The following is a 19512-nucleotide window of genomic DNA, read 5'->3' as shown; positions in this document are numbered from 1 at the left end:
AGGAACACGAATGGACACCCGAGCGCCCCGGTCGGTGCCCGAGACCGGCATCCCACCGGCCAGCGGCCCGCAGACCGACCGTCCGGAGTGCGGCCCGCTGTCCTTCGCGCAGGAGCGGTTGTGGCTGATCGACGCCGCCGCCCCCGACGCGGCCACCTACCTCGTTCCCGTGCTGCTGCGCTGGCAGGGCCCTGTCGACCTGGCGGTGCTCGGTGCCGCGCTGACCGCGGTGACGGCCCGGCACGAAATCCTGCGGACCGGCTACCGGCTGCGCGGCGACGAGCCGGAACAGTTCGTCGGCCCGGCGGCCGACGTGGCGGTCCGAGTCGTTCGGGCCCCCGGCAGGTCCTGGGCCGACGTCGAGGACGAGGTACGCCAACTCTGCGCCGCGCCGCTCGACCTCTCCACCGGCCAGGTGCTGCGCTGCGCCGCGTTCACGGGCCTCACCGGCGGCGACGCGGTGCTGCTGGTCCTGCACCACATCGCCTTCGACGGCTGGTCGATGGGGCGGCTCTGCGCCGACCTCGCGACGGCGTACGCGGCCGGCGTCGACGGCCGGCGGCCCGACCTGCCCGCCGTTCCGGCCCGCTTCGTCGAGCTGGCGCGGCGCGACCGGGAGGCCGGGCACCGGCCCGACGCGCGCGCCGCGGTGGCGGAGCGGGCGGCGGAACTCCTCGCCGCCGGGCCCGGACTCACCCTGGCCGGTGCGCTGCCCGGCGCATCGGGGCGCGCGGTGGTGCGGGCGGGCGACGAGGTGGTCACCGCCCTCCCGGCAGGGCTGTGGGACCGCGTCACCGAACTGGCCGCCGAACACCGCCTCACACCGTTCGTGCTGTTCGGCACCGGGTTCCAGGTGTTGCTGGGCCTCTGGTCCGGGCGTGACAGCTTCCGGTACGGGGTGATCGCCGCCAACCGGCCCGGTCCCGAGGCCGACGACGTGGTCGGCTTCTTCGCCAACACCGTGCCGCTGCGGGCCCGGTTGGGCGAGGCGGACGACTTCGCGCAGTTGTGTGCCCAGGCGCGGGGCGAGGCGTTCCGCACCCTGCTCTACCAACGCCTGCCGTTTCACCAGCTCACCGCCGCGGCGCGTACCGAGCTGGTCGAGGTCGCCTTCGCCCTGCAGAACTTCCCCGTGCCCGGCCCGGAGGTGCCGGTGCGGTGGGCGCTGCCCGAGGTGCTGCCCAACGGCACCGCCAAGTTCGACCTGATGCTCACCGTCGAGGAGCGGGCCGACGGGTGGTACGCCCGCTGGGAGTACGACCTGGCCCGCTATCCCCGGACGGTGGTGGCGGCGCTGGCCGAGGCGTACCTCGGGTTGCTCGGGGCCGTGACGGAGCGGTTTTCCGTACCCCTGGCGGAGCTGGTCCGGTTCGGTCCGGACCCGGCCTGGGCGACGGCGGCGCCGGCACCCGCGACAGCGGCGCCCGCGACGGCCACGGTGGTGCCGGTGCCGGAATCGGCGGTGCGCCGGGCCGCCGAGTGTTTCGCCGCGGCGCTGACCGACCTCGTCGAGGAGCCTGCGGAGGTGATCGTGGCCGGGCTGACCCCGGCGACCGACTTCTTCGCCATGGGCGGCCACTCCCTGCTCGTCGTCACCATGCTGCGCCGGATCGAACGACAGGACGGCACTGTCCTGTCGGCGCGGGAGTTCCTGGCCGACGCGACGGTGGCCGGGCTGGCCCGGCTGCTCGTGGCTCCGCCCCGGGTGGCCGTCGCGACGCCGGCGGGAAGCGACGGCAGGCAGGTCACCAGCCCGGCGCAGCAACGCTTCTGGTCCATCGACCGCCTGCCGTGGCTGCGGCAGGCGTACCTGGTCCCCACAGTGGTGGACTTCGCCGGTGAGATCGACGTCGAGCGGCTGCGCGTCGCCGTCGAGACCGTGCTCGCCCGGCATCCGGCGCTGCGGGCCCGCTTCGAGCTCGACCGTCGGCAGCGGCGGGTCTACCACCGCACCGACGGCCCCGCCGGTGCGGTCACCGTGGTGGACGCCGCGGGTTGGACCGACGAGCAGGTACGCGAGGCGGTGGCGGAGTGGAGCTGGGCCGGCTTCGACCTGGCGCGTGCCGCCCCCGCCCGGGCGCATCTGCTGGACCGGGGCGGGCGGGACGTCATCCTCGTCGTCGTCGTCCACCACATCGTCTTCGACGGCTGGTCGCGGCATCTGCTGATGCGACAGATCGCGGCGGCGTACCGGGGCGAGGGGCTGCCCGAGCCGGTGGCCGAGACCGGCCACACCGACCCCGACGACACCGCGCGGGCCGATACCCGGGCGGTGGTGCAGGCGCTCGCCGGTGCGCCGGTGGACGTGGTCCTGCCGTACGACAGGGGCCGGAGCGACACCCAGGAGACCCGGGCGGGCCGACTGACGTACGACCTCGACCCGACCCGCGCCGACCGGTTGCGCAAGGTCGCGGCGGACGCCGGCTGCACCATGTTCATGGTCTCGGCCGCACTGCTGGCGGTGGCGCTGGCCCGCGTCGGCGGCCAGCGGGACTTCCTGTTCGCCTTCCCCTGGTCGCAGCGGACGGGGGCACGCAGCGCCGACGCGGTGGGTCTGTTCATCGACACGCTCGTGCTGCGTGCCGACGCCAGCGGCGAGCCGACCTGGCAGGAGCTGCTGGCCCGGGTGCGGGAGGCGGCCAACCTCAGCTTCCGGCACTCCGCGGCGCCGTTCGACGCGGTCGCCGCCGCGTTGCATCCCGACCGCGACCTCGGTCGACCGCCGGTGACGCCGGTCTACCTCAGCGCCGAGGACGGGGAGCTGTCGGCCCCGGACCTCGGGCCGGACGTCGCCGCCACGATCCGCCCGCTCGATCCACTGCACCTCAAGTACGAGATCGAACTTTCGGTCCTCGATCGTCGGCAGGACCTGCGGTGGGAGTTGCTGTACTCCACAGCCCTGTTCGACCCCGTCACCGCACAAGCCGTTCTGCGCGCGGTCATCACCGCGGCGGACGACGTCATCCGGCAGCCCACCGCTCGACCACTGGAGGGACATTGACCACCCTGACGGAGGAGCAACTGTTCGATCGGGTCAGGGCCGCCTGGGCCGAGGTACTCGACGTCGACGAACCGGAGCGCCTCGACCCGGACCAGAACTTCCTGGAGGCCGGCGGCAGTTCGCTGCTGCTCATCATGCTCTGGGAGGACCTGCACCAGCTCACCGAGCGGTCGTTGCGGGTGTCCGACCTGTTCCAGCACGCCACGATCCGGGCGCAGGCCAGGCTGCTGGCCGGCGTCGGCGAGGAGGCGCGGCCACAGGTGACCGGCGCCAGCCAGCGCCGCGCCCTGCTCGGCCGGGCCCGTACGGCGGAGGTGCCTCGCCCGTCATGACCGAGATATCCGACACGGACATCGCCGTCGTGGGGACGGCCTGCCGCTTCCCCGACGCGTGGAACCCCGAGCAGTACTGGCGCAACGTCGACACCGGCGTGGTGTCCATGCGGGAACTGACCGACGAACAACTGCGCGCGGCCGGCCACAGCGAGGAGGAAACGCGCCAGCCGGGCTTCGTCCGGGTCGGCGCGACCCTGCCGGGGGTGGCCGACTTCGCCGCCGACTTCTTCGGGTACGCCCCCCGGGAGGTCGACGCCATCGACCCGCAGCAGCGCATCTTCCTGGAGTCCTGCTGGGAGGCGCTGGAGTCGGCGGGGCTGGCACCGGGCGCGGACCGCCTGGTGACAGGTGTCTTCGCCAGCAGCGCCGCCGGCAACTACTCCGCCGCGGTCTTCGCCGCCAAGGTCCGCGACCACGGGCTGGCGGCAGCGATCGGCGACCTCGACCTCACCGTCGGGGGACAGGCCGACTTCATGACCTCGCGGACGGCCTACAAGCTCGGCCTGCGCGGGCCGTCCGTCAGCGTCCAGACGGGCTGCTCCTCGTCGTTGTACGCGGTGCACTACGGCATGCTGAGCCTGCTCGCCGGGGAGTGCGACGTGGTGCTCGCCGGTGGCGCGACAGTCGTGGAGCCGCTGCTCGGCTACCAGCCGATCCCCGGGGCCTGGGTCTCCGAGGACGGCTACATCCGGTCCTTCGACGCGAGCAGCAGCGGCACCACGTACGGCTCCGGGGTCGGGGTGGTGGTCCTGCGCCGGCTCGCCGACGCGCTCGCCGACGGTAACCCCGTGCTGGCCGTGCTGCGCGGCTCGGCGGTCGGCAACGACGGCGGCGCGCGCCTCGGCTACGCCGCCCCGAACCTCGACGGGGTGGCCGACGTGATCGCGGCGGCGCTGTCGGTCGCGGGCGTCTCCGCCGACGCGGTCCGGTACGTCGAGGCCCACGGCACCGGTACGCCGCTGGGCGACCACATCGAGCTGCTGGCCCTGACCGAGGCGTTTCGGCGCAGCACCGACGAGGTGGGCTACTGCGGCCTCGGCTCGGTGATGTCCAACATCGGGCACCTCGGTCCGGCCGCCGGCATCGCCGGTTTGATCAAGGCGGTCCACGTGGCCGGCACCGGCTCGCTGCCCCCGCACCCGACGTTCGACGTGGCCCGCGACCCGGCGGAGCTGGAGAAGAGCCCGTTCTTCGTCAGCACCACCCGCCGCGAGTGTCCCGACCCGGAGCGCCTGGTGCTGGTCAACTCGATGGGCGTGGGCGGCACCAACGCCACGGTTGTGGTGGCCGCCCCGCCCGCGGTGATCCGGCCGGCCGCGCCGCCGGCCCCCGTCGTCCGGCTGAACGTCTCCGCCCGCAACCGGGTCGAGCTGGACCACCTGTGCCGGGCGCTGGCCGACCGGCTGGACAGCGACCCCGCGCAGGCGGCGGACGTCGCGTACACCCTGCGGGTCGGGCGGGCGGTCTTCGACGAGCGGCGGGTGGTGACCGCGCCGGCCGACCGGCTCGCGGCGGCGCTGCGGTTGCCCCGCCCACCTGCCGTCCGCACGGTCCGGGCCGCCCGCCGCACCGCCGTCATCGTGGCGGGGGAGCAGGCGACGCCCGCGAGGCTTGCCGCGTTGCGGGCCGCGCTGCCCGGCTCGGCCGTGGTCGACCGGCTCGACCTGGCCGGGGACCGGTACGCGGTGGTGCTGGAGGGTGCCGGTGGCGAACCAGGCCTGGCCGACTCGCGGGGGGTCCTGGTGCCCGCCGGGGACGACGGCTGGGATGAGGCGTTGAGTACCGCCTGGCTGCACGGCGTGCCGGTCGACTGGGAGGCGGTCGGCGGCGACCGGGGGCGGCGGCTTCGTCTGCCGACGTACCCGTTCCAGCGCAAGCGGTACTGGCCACTGGACCACCTCGACGTGTTCCGCCGGCAGCCGGCACCCGTGCCCGTCGGTGCGCAGCGGGCGACGGCGGGGGACTCGATCGAGGAGAGCATCGTCGGCGTCTGGGGGGAGCTGTTCGACCGGGGGGACGTCGGGCTGGACGACGAGTTCGGCGCACTGGGCGGCACGTCGCTGCTGTCGGTGCAGATGGTGCTGCGGATCCAGCAGCAGTACGGCGTACTGATAAACCTGCACCGCGCCGGTGGCAGCCGGGCCACGGTGCGCCGGCTCGCCGAGATCGTCCGGGCCGGCGTCACCCCCGACCGGCAGAGCGCGGCCGACCGGGACGGCGAGCTGATCGACGCGGACCTGGCGTTGTCGATCGGACCGATGGCGGAGCGCCGGGCACCGGGCCGGGACGTGCTGCTCACCGGGGCCGCAGGCTATCTCGGTGCCTTCCTCCTGCACGAGTTGCAGCGCGCCGGCCGACGCGTCCACTGCGTGGTGCGGGCGTCGGACGAGCGGGCGGGCATGCGGCGGTTGCGCGAGACCGCCGCCCGGTTGGCCCTGCCGGAGCCGGACCCCGACCTGGTCCGGGTCGTCCCGGCGGACCTGCGGGCCTTCGCCGGCACGGGTGCCGTGGACCTCGACGGCGAGCTTGCCGACCAGGTCGGGCACGTGCTGCACTGCGCGGCCCGGGTGGTCTTCACCGAGCCGTACCGGACGCTGCGGGAGGACAACGTCCTGCCGATGGCGGGCCTGCTGAACTGGATGTGCCGGCACGGCATCCGCGACTTCAGCTACGTGTCGACGCTGGCCGCGACCGGCGCGGGGTCGGGCACGGCGGGCACCCGGCTGGAGACCCGCAAGCAGCCCCTGCACTCCGACCTCGGCGGCTACGGGGTCAGCAAGTGGGTCGGCGAGCGGCTGTTGGAGAAGGCCGAGGAGGCCGGCGTACGCGGCCGGGTGTTCCGGCCCGGTCTGATTATGTCGGCCCGGGACACCGGTGCCTGCAACAACAAGGACCTGGTCTGGCGGATGCTCGCCAGTGGCCTCGCCGTCGGCGCCCACCCCACCGACGAGCGCGCCGAACCGGTCTCCCCGGTCGACGTGATCGCCCGGGCGATCGTCTCCCTGGCGCTGTCGCCGTCCTCGGTCGGCAGGGTCTACCACCTGGCCGACGAGCGCTCCGTCAGCACCCGGGAGCTGTTCGACATGCTCGGCCGGGCCGGCCTGACGACCGAGCCGTTGCCGTTGCCGCAGTGGCAACGGCGGGTGGCCGAACGGGCGCTGGACGGCGGCAGCGAGGTCATGTCGGCCGTGGCCCTCTACGAGCTGGAGGGGCACGAGTTGGCCGAGGACGACGTGCAGGTCCGGGGCTGGCAGCCCTGGCTGCGCAAGCAGGGCCTCTCCGCCGCCATCACCCCCGAGCAGCTGCGCCAGGGCCTGGTCTTCCTGGCCGAACGCCACGAGGAGTTCGCCGCGCTCCTGCCCGAGCTTGCCCGGGGGCGGGGCGAGAACGTCAACGCGATCGAGGAGCGGGTATGAAGCAGCGACATGTCGCAGTGCTGGGCGCGGGAGTGATGGGCAGCGGCATCGCCGCCCTCGCGGTCGGGCACGGCCTGCCGGTCACCCTGGTCGACGTCGACCCGGCCGTGCTGGAACGGGCCCGGGGCGAGGTCACCAGCCACCTGAGGCTGGCCCGGCTGATGGGGGCGCAGACTGGGACGGACGTGGCGGAGCTGCGTACCACAGTGGAAATCGGCCAGGTCGCCGACGCCGACGTGGTCGTCGAGGCCGTCACCGAGCTCGCCGACGTCAAGGCCAAGGTGCTCGCCGAGGTCTCCGCGCTCATCGGCCCGGAGACGCTGGTGCTCACCAACACCTCGGCCATCCCGGTGGACGAGCTGGCCGGGGCGGTCGAGCACCCCGAGCGCACCGTCGGCGCCCACTTCATGAACCCGCCGTACCTGATCAAGACGGTGGAGGTGATTCGCGGGCCGCGCAGTTCCGCCGCCGCGCTGGCCGTGGCCCGGGACTTCCTGGCCAGCATGGGCCGGGAGGTCGTGGTGGTCGGGGACGGGCCGGGATTCGTGATCAACCGGGTGCTGCAGCGGATGATCAACGAGGCGGCCCGCATCGCGGACGAGGGGCTCGCCACGCCGGAGGAGATCGACAGGCTCTTCACCGGCTGCCTCGGGCACCGCACCGGGCCGCTGGCCACGGCAGACCTGATCGGCCTGGACAACGTCGTCGACTCGCTGCGGGTGCTCCGCGATCGCACGGGCGACCAGGGTTACGAGCCATCCGCGCTGCTGCTGGCCAAGGTCGCCGACGGTGACCTCGGGCGCAAGACCGGGCGTGGCTTCTACGAGCACAGGGGGATCAAGTGAGCTCATCCACCGCCAACCAGCACACCCTCAGCCCGGCATCGATCCGCGGCCAGCTCACCGCCTTCCTGGAGCGGCAGACCAAACGGGACATCGAGCCGGACCTCGACATCTTCGCCGCCGGCCTGGTCTCGTCGCTGTTCGCGCTGGAGCTGGTGGTGCACATCGAGTCGACGTTCGACGTCACCATCGGCGGCCCCGACCTCCGGCTGGACAACTTCCGGACTGTCGACCGGATGACCGAGCTGGTCCTACGACTGCGTGGGGAGTCCGATGACTGAGCGGTGGTCCGAGGCGGCGGCGCTGGTCGCCGCCGCCGTCGGCGATCGCGCGGAGACCTGGGACCGCACCGGCCGGATTCCGCTGGAGACCCTGCGCGAGCTGGGCACCAAGGGTGTGCTCTGCGCGCAGATCCCCCAGGAGTACGGCGGCCTCGGCCTGTCCAGCCTGGACAACGGCGAGCTGACCGCCGCCACCGGGGCCCGGTGCAGCTCGCTGCGGAGCGTCCTCACCTCCCAGGGCATGGCGGCGTGGACCGTCCTGCGCCTCGGCTCGGCCGCCCAACGGCGTACCCACCTGGCCGCGTTGACAAGTGGCAGCCTCGCCGGGGTCGCCTTCAGCGAGCCGCAGGCGGGCAGCGACCTCTCCGCGATGAGCACCCGGATCAGCGAGGACGGCTCCGGCCTCAGGATCGACGGGCGGAAGGTGTGGATCACCGTTGGCGCGTACGCCGACCTGCTGGTGGTCTTCGGCCGGTTCGGCGACGATGCGGCGGCGGTACTGGTGCCGACGGACGCGCCGGGCGTGCGCGTCGAGCGGGTGGCCGACCCGCTCGGCTGCCGGGCCGCCGGCCACGCCGACGTCCACTTCGACGGGGTACGCCTGCCGAGGGACGCGGTGCTGGGCGGGGCGGCCATGCCACTGGGCCTGATCGCCACCACGGCACTGACGTACGGCCGGGTCTCGGTGGCCTGGGGTTGTGTGGGGATCCTCCGCAGTTGCCTGGCCGAAGCCGCCCGGCACGCCGGCTCCCGGGCCCAGGGCGGGGCCACGCTCTCGTCCCACCAGCTCGTGCGGCGTCACCTGGCGGAGTTGACGGTCGCCGAGCAGGCCGCGACCAGGCTGTGCGAGCACGTCAGCAGGTGTTGGGACGCCCGCACGCCCGACCTGGTCATGGCCGCCGTGCTGGCCAAGCACTTCGCCGCGACCCGGGCCGCGGAGGGGGCGAGCACGGCGGTGCAGGTCCTCGCGTCCGCCGGCAGTCGCGACGGGCACCCGGTGGCCCGCGCGTACCGGGACGCCAAGCTGATGGAGCTCATCGAGGGGAGCAACGAGATGTCCCAGCTGATGCTGGCCGACCACGCGCTGGCGGTCTGGTCATGACGGTGGGCATCGGTGCGATCCGCTGCGTCCTGCCGGAGGGTTTCACAGCCGTCGCCGCGCTGCCCGAGGTCGACTCGCTGCGGACCGAGGAGCGCGAGTTCGTCGCCACCTGCGGGATCGACCGCGTCGGCGTGTTCACGGACGCCCCGACCACTGACTTCGCCGTCCAGGCCTGCCAGGAGCTGGGCAAGGCGACGCCGCTGGACCCGGATGTGCTGATCATGGTGGGGTCGCGCGCGCCGGACGTGCTGCTCGGCTCCGACGCGGGGCGGTTGCAGCTGCACGGCGGCTTCGACCGCGCCTTCGCCTTCACGCTCGACAGCCTCGGCTGCACCGGCTCCAGCGCCGCCTGGGCGCTGGCCCGGGACCTCCTGGTCGCTGACCCGACCCGGCAGAGCGTGCTGATCGCGCACGCCAGCCGCCCCACGGGCGTGGACCGGGTGCGCTTCCCGGTGACGGTCATCGGCGACGGCGCGTACGCGATGACAATCGTCCGGGACGGCCGACCGGCCCTGGTGGCGCACCAGCAGGAGAGTGACGGCACGTTCCACGACCTGTTCCAGGTGGACTACAAGAAATCCCCCTGGTACGAGTGGCGCGAGGAGTGCAGGTCACCCGACCAGTACCGGTTCGAGCTGGCGCTGCACAGCCGGCAGCGGCTCGGCCGGATCGTCGAAACCGTCCTCGCCGACGCCGGGATCACCAAGGCCGAGGTCGCCGCGACGCTGATGCAGAACGTGACCGCGAGCGCCTACGGCTTCTACGAATCCCTGCTCGGGCTGCCCATCCACCCGGTCTGCCAGCGGCAGCTGACCGAGTACGGCCACCTCGGCGCGATGGATGTCGTGCTCAACCTGGACCGGCTGCTCGCCGACGGCGACGTCAAGCCCGGCGACCACGTCCTGGTTCTCAACAACAGCCCCGTGGCGGCCTGGGCGGCCACGGTCTGGCAGATCTGACGAAGGGAACGACCGTGAGCCAGACACCGCCGACGGTGAAGTGTCTCGTGTGGGACCTGGACAACACCCTGTGGCGCGGCACTCTGCTGGAGGACGGAGAAGCGACCCTGCCGGACGAGGTGCGGGAAACCATCGTCGCCCTGGACGCCCGCGGGATCCTGCTGTCGGTCGCCAGCCGCAACGACCACGAGCACGCGTGGGGCCGGCTTGAGGAACTCGGCCTGGCCGACTACTTCGTGGTCCCGCAGATCGGGTGGGGACGCAAGCCCGACTCCATCCGGGCGATCGCCGACGAGTTGCAGTTCGCCCTGAACACGATCGCCTTCATCGACGACCAGCCGGCCGAGCTCGCCGAGATCAACCACCAGCTGCCCGAGGTCCGGTGCTACCGGGCCGACCAGGCCGGAGCGCTGACCGGCCTGCCCGAATTCAGCCCGGCGGCGGTCACCGTGGACTCCCGCCGACGCCGGCAGATGTACCAGGCGAAGTTCCGCCGCGACACCGCGAGGGAGGGCTTCCAGGGCCCAGACGAGGAATTCCTGCGCAGCCTGGAGCTGGAGATGGTCATCGACCGGGCACGGGACGAGGACATCTCCCGCCTGGAGGAACTCACCCTGCGCACCAGCCAGATGAACGCCACCGGCGTGCACTACTCCGACGCCACCCTGCGGGGCCTGCTCGACGATCCGCACCACGAGGTGCTGGTGGTCAGCATGACCGACAGGTTCGGCCCGCACGGCGCGGTCGGGGTGGTGCTGCTGGCACGCCACCCCGGGGTCTGGCACCTGAAGTTGCTCGCCACCTCCTGCCGGGTGGTGTCCTTCGGGGCCGGCGCGATCATCCTGCGGTGGATCGGTGACCAGGCCGCGCGGGCCGGCGTACACCTGGCCGCGGACTTCCGGCCGACGAACCGCAACCGGATCATGGAGGTCGCCTACCGGTTCGCCGGCTTCGCCGACGACGGGTGCGCGTGCCTCGCCGAGGTGGGCCTGGCGACGGAGGACGGGGTGCAACTGCTGCACCTGCGTCCCGAGCGCACCTGCGCAGCGACCTCGCTGCGGTTGCGCGCCCCGGCGCTGAGCGAGCCCGACATCCGGTTGCGGGACTGGTCGGAGGTGGTGCCGGCATGACCGGTGAGACCCTCTACGAGCTGTTCGCCGCCTCCGCCACCCGTGCGCCGGACGCGGTCGCCGTGGAGCTGGAGAGCGGCCCGCTCTCCTACGCGGACCTGCACCGCTGCGCCCTCGGGCTGGCCGAGAGCATCGTCGCCCGGCACGGCGGCGTGCCGGCCCGGGTGGCGCTGCTCGCCCAGCGCAGCGTCACCGCCTTCGCCGGCTACCTTGCCGCGCAGCGCCTCGGCGCGGCGGTGACCCCCCTGAACCCGGGCTACCCGGTGCTGCGCAACCGGCGGGTGTGCGACCTCGCCCGCGTGGACGTGCTGGTCGCCGACGAATCCGGCGCGCCGCAGCTCGACGGCGGTCTCGGCGACGCCGCCCCGACGGTGTTGGCGCTCGACGACGACCGGGTGCGCGCGCTCGCCGGCACCGGTGCCGGTCTGGCCGACCACCACGGGGTCCCGGACGATGTGGCCTACGTCCTGTTCACCTCCGGGTCGACCGGGCGGCCCAAGGGGGTGCCGATCCCGCAGCGCGCGGCGGTGGCGTACGTCCGCCACAACGTCGCCCGCTTCGCCGTCGGCCCGGGGGCGCGGGTGTCGCACACCTTCGATCTCACCTTCGACCCGTCGGTGTTCGACCTCTTCGTGACCTGGGCCGGTGGCGCGACCCTGGCCGTGCCCCGCCGCGCGGAGCTGCTCAACCCGGTCGACTACCTACGGGACCGGCGGATCACGCACTGGTTCTCCGTGCCGTCGGTGGTCTCGGTCGGCGACGAACTGGGCACCCTGCCCACCGGGCAGGTCACCGACCTGCGATACAGCATCTTCATCGGCGAACCGCTCACCTACCGGCAGGCCGAGCGGTGGCAGGAGATCGCCCCCGGGGCCGTGGTCACGAACGTGTACGGCCCGACCGAGCTGACCGTGGCCTGCACCGAGTTCCGGCTGGACCTCGACCCGCTGCGATGGCCGGTGACCTCCAACGACACCGTGCCGATCGGACCGGTCTACGACTTTCTCGACCACGTGATCGTCGGTGCGGACGGCCGCGCCGCCGACGAGGGCGAGCTGTGTGTGCGGGGGGTACAGAGGTTCGTCGGATATCTGGACTCCGGCGACGATGTCGGCCGATTCCTGACGTATGGTGCCGACGGTGCCGAACCGTACGAGGGCGGTGGCCTCAGCGACGAGCACTACTACCGGACCGGGGACCGGGTGCGGATCGAGGACGGCAACCTCGTCCACCTCGGCCGGTTGGACAACCAGGTGAAGGTTCGCGGCTACCGGATCGAGCTCGGCGAGGTCGAGGCGGCGCTGCGCCGGCACGACGGCGTGACCCAGGCCGTCGTCGTCGCGGTCAACCGAACAGGAGAGACGGAATTGGTCGGCTTCTACACGGGCGATGAGGTGCCGCAGCTGCGTCGCTGGCTGCGCCAGCAGGTGCCGCTGCACATGGTGCCCCGGGTGCTCACCCACCTGCCCGCCCTGCCGCTGAACGCCAACGGCAAGATCGACCGGGGGGCGCTGCGGGACTCGGTGGCAGAACTGGCGACGGCGGGCCCGGCGTGACGGCGGCCGCCCGGCTGCGTGCCGCCACGGCGGAACTCGTCCCACCCGCCGGTGTGGTGCGGGTGGTGTCGCTGAGCAACCTCTCCAAGACCGCCGCGCACGGCATCATCATGTCGGTAAGCGTCCTCTACTTCACCACGTCGATCGGCATCTCGGCCACCAGGGTCGGCCTCGCGCTGACCATCGGGGCGGCGGTCGGCATGCTGGTCGCGGTGCCGGCTGGTCACGCGGCCGACCTCTTCGGGCCCCGCAACGCCACAGTGCTCGCCATGCTGGCCCTCGGGCTGGTCACCTGCGGCTACGCCTTCGTCACCAGCTTCTGGTGGTTGACCGCCGTCGCCTGCCTGGTGCTGGCCGGCGAGTCCGCCACCGACGCGTCCCGGGGAGCGCTTGTCGCCGGCGTGGTGCCGCCGGAGGAACGGGTCCGGGCCTGGTCGTACTTCCGGGCCGTGGCCAACCTGGGCGTCACCCTCGGCGCGGTGATCGGTGGGATCGGGCTCTACCTCGACTCCCAGGATGGCTACCGGACGCTGCTGCTCCTCGCGGGTGTGCTGTTCGCGGTCGCCGGCCTGGCCTACCTGCGAGTGCCGGCCGTGCCGCCGACCCGCGACACCGAGGCGCGGCCCAGCCTCGTCGTGCTGCGGGACCGGCCCTACGCGGCGTTCGTCGTGCTCAACGCGCTGCTGGTGATGAACGGGCCGTTGCTGACGGTGGCGCTGCCCATCTGGATCGCGCAACGCACCGAGGCCCCCACCGCGATCTACCCCGTCATCCTGGTGATCAACACGATCTGCGTGGTGCTGCTACAGGTACGGGTCAGCCGGGGAGCGGAGCGCCTCGACGGTGGCGCCCGGGCCTGGCAGCGGGCCGGCCTGGTGCTCGCCGCCTGCTGCGTGCTCTTCGCCCTCGCCGGTGGCCTGCCCCTCTGGGCCGCGGCGGCGGCACTGCTCGCCGGCGCCCTCGTGCACGTGCTCGGCGAGATGCTGCACAGCTCCGGAGCCTGGTCGTTGGCGTACGGGCTGGCCCCCGAGGGCAGCCACGGCCAGTACCAGGGCCTGTTCGGCATGTCCACGCAACTCGGCTCCACCATCACCCCGTTCGCCGCGACAGTGCTCATCATCGGTCTCGGCTGGCCCGGCTGGCTCATCTTCGGCGCGGTCATGTGCGCCGCCGGCCTGCTCGCGCCCGCCGTGGTGCGCGCGGCGCAGAAGGACCCGACCCGCAGCGGCGTTGCGGCGGCGGACGAGCCGGCGACGGTGCCCGACACCAGGTCCGCGGCGGACGAGCCGACGACGGTGGCCGGCGATCCCCTCTCATCCGACAGGAGCTGACCGGATGGACTTCAGCCTCTTCTACTTCGCCAACGACAGCCGCCTCGGGCAGAGCGACAGGTACCGCGTACTGCTGGAGGGCGCGCGCTTCGCCGACGCCAACGACTTCGCCGCCGTCTGGACCCCGGAACGGCACTTCCACCCGTTCGGCGGCCTGTACCCGAACCCCGCTGTCACAAGCGCCGCCGTCGCCGCGGTGACCAGCCGGGTGGCGATCCGCGCGGGCAGCGTCGTCGCGCCGCTGCACCACCCGCTGCGCATCGCCGAGGAGTGGGCCATGGTGGACAACCTCTCCAACGGCCGGGTCGGCGTCTCCCTCGCCTCGGGCTGGCACGCGGCCGACTTCGTGCTCCGGCCGGAGACCTACGCCGACCGCCGCGCCCTCCTGGCGGAGTACGCCGAGCAGGTCCGGGCGCTGTGGCGGGGCGAGTCGATCACCGCCACCGACGGGGTCGGTGAGACCCGGCAGGTACGCGTGTTTCCGCCGCCGGTGCAGGCGGAGCTGCCGATCTGGCTGACCAGCGGCGGCACGGTGGAGACCTTCCGCACCGCCGGTCAGCTCGGCGCGGGCCTGCTGACCCACCTGCTCGGCCAGGACCTCGACGAGCTGGCCGGGAAGATCGCCGTGTACCGGGAGGCCGTCGCGGCCCGGCCCGGCGACTGGCCCGGTCACGTGGCCCTCATGGTCCACACCCACCTCGGCGACGACGAGGACGAGACGCGGGACCTCGTACGCCCCGCGTTGAGTGACTACATCCGCAGTTCGCTGCACCTGATCCTCGGGTCCCGGATGGACGGCAAGCGCGGCATCGACCCCGCCCGCCTGCCCCCGGACGAGCTGGACTTCCTGGTCGAGCGGTCGTTCCAGCGATACTTCGACGAGGGGGGTCTGCTGGGCACCGTGGACAAGGCGTACGGGGTGGCGAGCCGGCTGCGGGAGATCGGGGTGGACGAGGTGGCCTGCCTGATCGACTTCGGGCTGCCGGACAAGACGGTGTTGGCCGGGCTGGACCAGCTCAACGAGCTCCGGTTGCGGTTCGCCACTGCCTCCCGCTGACCGACATGGCCGCACGGGGGCGACCGAAGGCCGAGCTGATCCTCTCCGAGCGCGAGCGCCGGACGCTCGAGGAGTGGGCGGCATGGACGAGCGGGGATCGCCTCGCCCTGCGCGCACGGATCGTGCTGGCCAGTGCCGAGGGGCTGTCCAACAAGGATGTCGCCACGAAGGTGGAGGTGGGGGCGCACACGGCGGGCAAGTGGCGGGCCCGCTTCGTCGACAGGCGGCTCTCCGGTCTGCGCGACGAGCCGCGTCCAGGAGCCGGCCGGCGGATCACCGCGGCGCAGATCGACGCGGTAGTGATCTGGACGCTCCAGACGGCACCACCGGCCGGGGCCGGGCTCTGGTCGACACGAGCCATGGCGGCGGTGGCGGGGCTCAACCAGACCGCTGTCTCCCGGCTCTGGCGGGCGGCGGGACTGCGGCCTCACCAGGTGGCCACCTGGCGGCTCTTCCAGGATCCATGCTTCGCGGAGGCGGTCCGTTCGGTGGCCGGGCTGCGGATCGCGGCCGGTGACCGGATTCTGGCGCTGGCGGCGGAACGAGGCCGGCCTGGGTCGGCCGCCGGCCGGAACCAGGCTGGGCCGGGCGCCGGCCGGGACCAGGCTGGGCCGGGCGCCGGCCGAGGCCAGCCTGGGCCGGGCGCCGGCCGGGACCAGCCTGGGCCGGGCGCCGGCCGGGACCAGCCTGAATCGGGCCCCGGCCGACGCTCCCTCGCCACCCGGGCCGGCGGCGATCCCCGGTGCCAGCGCCTGCTCGACGTGATCCGCGCGATGCCCCTGACTCCGGCCGCACTGACCCCGGGCGCGGTCCCCGAGAGGGTTCTCGACTTCTTCTCCGCACTCGACGCGCGGGTGCCGCGGGAATGGGACGTGCACGTCGCCTGGGCCGGGCAGAGCGCCCGCGAACATCCGGAAGTCCGTACCTGGCTGCGCGCCCGCCCCCGGTTCCAGCTGCATCCGGTGCCGGCGGCGGAGAGCTGGCACCGGCTGTTGCAGCGGTGGGTGGGGCGGCTCGATCGGCCCGGTGACCTGGACCGGCTGGCGACCGTGATGGGCGCCTGGTCCGGCGAGCCGATCGAATGGTTCCCGTCATCTCCGGGGGCAGGAGGCGTCCGGCCGCCGGTGCCGGGCGGGTGCTGAGCCGGCGCAGCCGCGCCGCAGCCGAGCCGGCGCAGCCGCGCCGCAGCCGAGCCGGCGCAGCCGCGCCGCAGCGGACCCGGCTCAGTTGCGGCGCAGCGCGGTCACGCCCCAGGAGAAGCCCATCCCGCTGCTCGCCGCCAGCACCACGTCACCCGGCGAGAGCGATCCCTCGTCCATGAGTTGACCGAGGGCGATGAACGGGTCCGAGCCGCCCATGTGCCCGTAGCGGTGGTAGTTGAACACCGATCGTTGCGCGGCGATGCCCAACGCCTCGAGAACCCGTTCGTGCATGGTGCGGTCGCCCTGGTTGATGAGGAAGTAGCGCACGTCGGCCGGGGCCAGGTCGAGTGTCGACAGTGTCTCGTTGGTCAGCTCCACGAAGTTGCGCAGGTACGCGTCGCCAAGCCCTCTGCGGCGGCCCCGCCGACGCATCACGATGCGGTCGTCCTCGATGTCGCCGGAGTAGTAGTCGGCCCACGCCGGATCCGTGCGCATCTGCGAGTGCAGCAACTCGAGCGGCCCGTCACGGCCGACGAGGACGGCGGCGGGAGCGTCGCCGAAGTTGAACAGCGCCTTCGACTCGGGGTCGTGGTAGTCGACAAGCTGGCTCAGCCGGTCTCCGATGAGGACCAGCGCGTGCCCGGCCCGCCCGAGGCTGACCTTGTCGGCCGCGAGCTGCACGGCCGTCATCGCCCCGTTGCAGAAGTTGGACACCTCGAAGCAGTGTGCCCGTTCGATGCCCAGTTCGGCGGCGACCCTCGCCCCCGGTGACCAGAACGGCCGGTCCCACTCGCCGGAACCGGCGTAGAGCACCAGGTCGACATCGGCCGGCGGGACGCCGCTGCGTTTGAGCACCACGGCGGCGGCCTCCGCGGCGAGCTCCCAGGCGGTCTCGTGCTCGTCCAGGACGGGGAAACGCTCGGCGTGGGTGATCTCCAGGATCTCGGCCAGGGCCAACCCGGAAGCCTGCTGCATGTCCCGTACGTCGGCGTGCCCGGAGGGCAGCCGCACCTCGAAGTCGACGATTGCCGCCACGCCACACTCCTCCCGCTCAACCCGCCGGACGGGTGGACCCTTCGGCGAGGGTCCTGATGATCGCGCTCACGTCCTCGTCACCGAGGCGGGCGTCGCGGCCCTCGGCCAGGGTCCGTTGAGCCGCCGCGATCACGCCATCGGGGCGGGCGCCGGCCTCCAGTGCCAGGCGCAGGTCCTTCTCGGCGTGCCCCAGTGCGAAGAGCGTCGGCTGGTGGGAGGCGGCCAGGCGGGGACGCATCACCCCGGTGATCGGAGCCAGCGTGGTGCGGCTGAGCGCGTCGAAGGCGGTCTCCCGGGCGATGCCCAGCCGGGCGGCCAGGCCCAGCGCCTCGCCGAGGAGCACGGCCGAGTTGATGGTGGCGACGTTGACCACGAGCTTGACGGCGGCCCCGTCGCCCAGGGCGCCAACGTGTTCCACGGTGCCCAGCTCGGACAGCACCGGCGCGCAGCGGGCCACGTCCTCCGCCGACCCGCCGGCGAAGATGTGCAACGCGCCGCTCTGCGCCTGGGGGACGCTGCCCAGCACCGGCGCGTCGACGAGCGACACCTCCGCGGGCAGCCGCTTGCGCAGCTCGGCCACCGCGTCCGGCCCGATGGTGGACATCTCGACCAGGGTGGTGCCCGGGTCGAGGGTGAGCCCGTCGAGAAGACCGAGCACCGCGCCGGGGTCGCTGAGCATCGTGATCACGAGCTGCCGGCCGACGACCGCCTCCTGGGCGCTGGCGGCACCGTGGGCGCCGGCGGCGAGGGCCTCCTCCGCCCGGCCGGCGGTCCGGTTCCAGACGGCGACGTCGTGACCCGCGCGGGCCAGCCGGATCGCCATGGGCAGGCCCATCCGGCCGAGCCCGAGGAATGCGATTCGGAGCTGCATTGAAGAAGTGTAACCGTCGAGCTGACGTTGGGACAACGCGGCAATTACCACAACTACTTGTGACTCACCGATTCAAGCCGAGGAATGGCGTGCACCACTGATTGTGGTAACGTCCCCGGCGTCCGTAGGTTGACGAAGGTGTTTCTCCGGATCCCGGTGCGAGGTAGCAGACAATGCAGATGAGACTGGTGAACCCGAGCGGAGCGCCCGCCCCGGCGGGGCCCTACTCGCAGGTCGCCGAGGTGCGCCTCGGCGACACCACGTTGCTCGTCCTCTCCGGTCAGGTCGCCCTCGACGACGACAACCGCGAGATCGTCGGGCCGGGCGACATGACGGCGCAGGCCGAACGGACCCTGGAGATCATCGGTCAGTTGCTCGCCGCGCACGGCGCGACCTTCGCCGATGTGATCAACATCCGGACCTACCTCACCGACATGGCCCACCGCGCCGAGTACGCGGCGGTGCGCGGGAAGTACTTCACCGGTGATCTTCCGACCAGCACGACCGTCGAGGTGTCGAAGCTGTTCCGCGACGAGGCGCTGATCGAGATCGAGGTCACCGCCGTCGTCGGCGCCAACTGAGCGGTGGAGCTTCGAATGCGCGTGGATCGCACCGTCAGCCCGGAGTTCCAGCGCGCCGTCGCCGGCATTCGGGTTCCGGAGATGGGCACCGACGTGGTGGCCCCGCTGCTGGTCAACCTGGTCCACCTGCTGCGGCCGGCCCGGGTGATCGAGGTGGGCATGGGTTACACCACCCCGTTCCTCGTCGCGGCGCTCGCCGACGTGCGCGAGCAGGTCGCCGCCGAGGCCCGCGGGCTCGCCGCGAAGACCGGGCGGCACCTCACCGGTGGCCTGCACGACGAGTGGCTCAACGAGGAACCGGCGCTGGCCGCGCCGGCCTTCCACCTCCGCCCGTACGATCCCCGCCTGGTCGCCGTCGACGATCTGTCCAACCCGTTCTCCTCCGCCAGTCGGGTGCTCGAGGTGCTTCGGGAGATGTCCGTCGACGAATTGGTCACCGTGGTCAACTCTGACGTTCGGGAGTGCGCCGACAAACTGCCGGCCGACTACGACGTCATCGACCTCGCCTGGGTCGACGCCTGGGAGTGTCTCTATTTCTTCGAGCACTTCTGGGAGCGCATCAACCCGGACGGCGGCGTGTTGTTGATGCATTACCTCATGACCTATCCGGAGGGTGAGGCAATTCTGCGCTACCTGCGTCGGTTTCAGCAGTCCAATCCAGGAGGACTGGAGATGGTCAATCTGCTGGAGTCGCACAAGCTGACGCAGAACAGTGTGACGATGCTCCGCCGGACGAGCGGGGTCAGCCGCCTCGACTACGGCGCCTCCGGCGGCACCGTGAAATACTCGGCGGCGCTGCGAGAGGCCGCCGAGGAACAGGCCCGGCTCTTCTGACCGGCCTCGGGTGGTGCGAGGGGGACCCCCTCTGATCGA

Annotated in this window: 16 protein-coding genes; 14 read left to right on the top strand and 2 right to left on the bottom strand. The window is 72.7% G+C overall.

Annotated features, from left to right (window positions below):
- The first annotated feature begins 10 nt into the window (after positions 1–10).
- The 12 genes from ACPXBU_RS12795 to ACPXBU_RS12740 are packed head-to-tail and all read left to right on the top strand — an operon-like array spanning position 11 to position 16152.
- The gene (locus ACPXBU_RS12795) at positions 11–3001 is read left to right on the top strand and encodes a condensation domain-containing protein (protein WP_425758195.1); all 2991 of its coding nucleotides are present in this window, start codon (positions 11–13) and stop codon (positions 2999–3001) included.
- Positions 2998–3333: an acyl carrier protein gene (locus tag ACPXBU_RS12790; RefSeq protein WP_393366530.1), complete on the top strand. Its 336-nt coding sequence runs from the start codon at positions 2998–3000 to the stop codon at positions 3331–3333. The genes ACPXBU_RS12795 and ACPXBU_RS12790 overlap by 4 nt, the downstream gene beginning before the upstream one ends.
- Complete coding sequence (locus tag ACPXBU_RS12785; protein WP_425758194.1) at positions 3330–6752, top strand: thioester reductase domain-containing protein; 3423 nt, start codon at positions 3330–3332, stop codon at positions 6750–6752. The genes ACPXBU_RS12790 and ACPXBU_RS12785 overlap by 4 nt, the downstream gene beginning before the upstream one ends.
- Positions 6749–7597 (top strand): 3-hydroxyacyl-CoA dehydrogenase family protein, encoded by an 849-nt coding sequence (locus ACPXBU_RS12780; protein ID WP_425758193.1) that lies wholly within the window; start codon positions 6749–6751, stop codon positions 7595–7597. Before ACPXBU_RS12785 ends, ACPXBU_RS12780 begins: the two co-directional genes overlap by 4 nt.
- Complete coding sequence (locus ACPXBU_RS12775) at positions 7594–7875, top strand: acyl carrier protein (protein WP_393366535.1); 282 nt, start codon at positions 7594–7596, stop codon at positions 7873–7875. The genes ACPXBU_RS12780 and ACPXBU_RS12775 overlap by 4 nt, the downstream gene beginning before the upstream one ends.
- A complete protein-coding gene (locus tag ACPXBU_RS12770; protein ID WP_393366537.1) occupies positions 7868–8977 on the top strand; it encodes an acyl-CoA dehydrogenase family protein in 1110 nt (369 codons plus the stop codon). Before ACPXBU_RS12775 ends, ACPXBU_RS12770 begins: the two co-directional genes overlap by 8 nt.
- Positions 8974–9936, top strand: a complete 963-nt coding sequence (locus ACPXBU_RS12765; RefSeq protein WP_425758192.1) for a 3-oxoacyl-[acyl-carrier-protein] synthase III C-terminal domain-containing protein — start codon at positions 8974–8976, stop codon at positions 9934–9936. Before ACPXBU_RS12770 ends, ACPXBU_RS12765 begins: the two co-directional genes overlap by 4 nt.
- 14 nt (positions 9937–9950) lie before the next feature.
- Complete coding sequence (locus ACPXBU_RS12760; RefSeq protein WP_425758191.1) at positions 9951–11066, top strand: HAD-IIIC family phosphatase; 1116 nt, start codon at positions 9951–9953, stop codon at positions 11064–11066.
- The gene (locus tag ACPXBU_RS12755) at positions 11063–12622 is read left to right on the top strand and encodes an AMP-binding protein (protein ID WP_393366543.1); all 1560 of its coding nucleotides are present in this window, start codon (positions 11063–11065) and stop codon (positions 12620–12622) included. Before ACPXBU_RS12760 ends, ACPXBU_RS12755 begins: the two co-directional genes overlap by 4 nt.
- Positions 12619–13953 carry an MFS transporter gene (locus tag ACPXBU_RS12750; RefSeq protein WP_425758190.1) on the top strand — a complete coding sequence of 445 codons (1335 nt, stop codon included), beginning with the start codon at positions 12619–12621 and terminating at the stop codon, positions 13951–13953. The genes ACPXBU_RS12755 and ACPXBU_RS12750 overlap by 4 nt, the downstream gene beginning before the upstream one ends.
- Before the next feature lie 4 nt (positions 13954–13957).
- Positions 13958–15010: a MupA/Atu3671 family FMN-dependent luciferase-like monooxygenase gene (locus ACPXBU_RS12745; RefSeq protein WP_425758189.1), complete on the top strand. Its 1053-nt coding sequence runs from the start codon at positions 13958–13960 to the stop codon at positions 15008–15010.
- Positions 15011–15015: 5 nt separating this feature from the next.
- Positions 15016–16152 carry a helix-turn-helix domain-containing protein gene (locus ACPXBU_RS12740; RefSeq protein WP_425758188.1) on the top strand — a complete coding sequence of 379 codons (1137 nt, stop codon included), beginning with the start codon at positions 15016–15018 and terminating at the stop codon, positions 16150–16152.
- 81 nt (positions 16153–16233) lie between these two features.
- Here the strand turns inward: ACPXBU_RS12740 and ACPXBU_RS12735 are convergent, their stop codons facing one another.
- Together ACPXBU_RS12735 and ACPXBU_RS12730 are read right to left on the bottom strand one after the other, a co-directional pair.
- A complete protein-coding gene (locus ACPXBU_RS12735) occupies positions 16234–17187 on the bottom strand; it encodes a 3-oxoacyl-ACP synthase III family protein (protein ID WP_425758187.1) in 954 nt (317 codons plus the stop codon).
- A 16-nt stretch (positions 17188–17203) separates the two neighbouring features.
- Positions 17204–18058 (bottom strand): NAD(P)-dependent oxidoreductase, encoded by an 855-nt coding sequence (locus ACPXBU_RS12730; RefSeq protein ID WP_425758186.1) that lies wholly within the window; start codon positions 18056–18058, stop codon positions 17204–17206.
- A 173-nt stretch (positions 18059–18231) separates the two neighbouring features.
- Between ACPXBU_RS12730 and ACPXBU_RS12725 the strand changes: the two genes are divergently transcribed.
- Both ACPXBU_RS12725 and ACPXBU_RS12720 read left to right on the top strand, forming a co-directional pair.
- Positions 18232–18639, top strand: coding sequence for a RidA family protein (locus ACPXBU_RS12725; protein ID WP_393366555.1), 408 nt, complete (start codon positions 18232–18234; stop codon positions 18637–18639).
- 15 nt (positions 18640–18654) lie between these two features.
- Positions 18655–19473 (top strand): class I SAM-dependent methyltransferase, encoded by an 819-nt coding sequence (locus tag ACPXBU_RS12720; protein ID WP_425758185.1) that lies wholly within the window; start codon positions 18655–18657, stop codon positions 19471–19473.
- Positions 19474–19512: the final 39 nt, after the last annotated feature.

It is taken from the genome of Micromonospora sp. DT231 (assembly GCF_049847025.1).
Classification (GTDB): Bacteria; Actinomycetota; Actinomycetes; order Mycobacteriales; family Micromonosporaceae; genus Micromonospora.
The sequence above is the reverse complement of the archived record's forward strand: the minus strand, read 5'-3'. Positions and strand labels throughout refer to the sequence as shown.